Origin of the sequence: Treponema sp. SP13, assembly GCF_050938355.1 — a bacterium.
Lineage (GTDB): Bacteria > Spirochaetota > Spirochaetia > Treponematales > Treponemataceae > Treponema_D > Treponema_D socranskii.
Genome location: NZ_JADOVM010000015.1, coordinates 1 through 1201 on the forward strand (window position 1 = coordinate 1; position 1201 = coordinate 1201).

Below are 1201 nucleotides of genomic sequence, written 5' to 3' on the forward strand. Positions count from 1 at the left end.
CTTGATAAAACCGTACGAAAAAGTTGTTTTTATTTATTATTTATGTTATAATATTATCGGATGGTTTCCTTTTTGATAAAATAAGGAATCGAACCGTAGGGCATACCGTTTTCGATCGTTTCACCGGCGGGCGGTGAGTACGGTATGTACGGAGGAGTGAGCGTTATGAAAAAAGCGATTTTTGCCGCTGCTGCGGTTTTTTTCGGTTTCGTCTTTTTATCCTGCAGCGATGTGTTCGGCGGCAGAGAAACGGATGGTATTGCCTTTACGGTTCCCCCGTTAGCGCCGCAAAGCGCTTCGTCCCCTGCGAGGGCGGCAGCCGGAGGCGCGGAAGGACCGTGGTCGATCTACGGCTTTTTGTTCGGTGAAGATGCCGATCCTGTCGAAATCAAAAATATTGGTAATGGGCAGTTCACTCCGCCGAGCGCGGGCGAAGCGCAAGGGTATAAGGGACTCATTCAAGCCGTGTCGCGGAAGGGAGTCGATATATCGCGGCCGCAGCCGCTCTTTTTTCAGCGCGTACAAGCGAAGACGAAATGCTTCGTATGCGTCCTCGTTACGTATACGACTTCCGCTAAAATGGAGCATACCGTCTTTTCCGGGATTTCGCCCGAGTCCCTTGTGAATTGGGCTGGAGCAAACTACTATTTTACCGATAATTTTTATACGCCCGATACGGGAGAAAACGATATTTCCCTTACGCTGAAAAAAAATGAAAGTGTGCCCGTTTATTTTGCGACGCAAAACGGAGTGGGTGTCATAAACTCATACGGCCAAAGCACATATTCTCCGCAACAGAGTACGCCGTATAAGCCGACGCATTTTTACTGGAGTCACGGCGGTGATAGGACGGGTGCTTTGCGTGCGGTACAGGATTTACCGCCGGACGAAGCGGGTGTCATCATCTTGATGGACGATGTCGACGTTTCCGGCATAAGCGCTCTGCCGTCGATTTCTACGAGCGACAACGGAGTAAAACATTCCGTTGATTTCGCGTCTATTTCGGGAAAGCGATGCAAACTGAAAGCGAAAGACTTTTCGGTTTCTTCCGGCAGATACCTTTCGTTTACCGATGTGCGGATCGAGGGCACCGTGTCGCCTACCAGTCGTGCTCTTGTTGATGTGCGTACAGGGGGTGAACTGAGACTCGGCGGAGCTGTAACACTTGAAGACGAAACGAAAATTCAGCTTGGAGCTGAGC

Annotated in this window: 1 protein-coding gene; it reads left to right on the forward strand. The window is 50.0% G+C overall.

The genetic code is table 11. The features are described 5' to 3' along the window. Positions 1–165 precede the first annotated feature (165 nt). The coding region (locus IZU26_RS12985) for a hypothetical protein (RefSeq protein ID WP_433279575.1) at positions 166–1201 on the forward strand (1036 nt) is incomplete at its 3' end.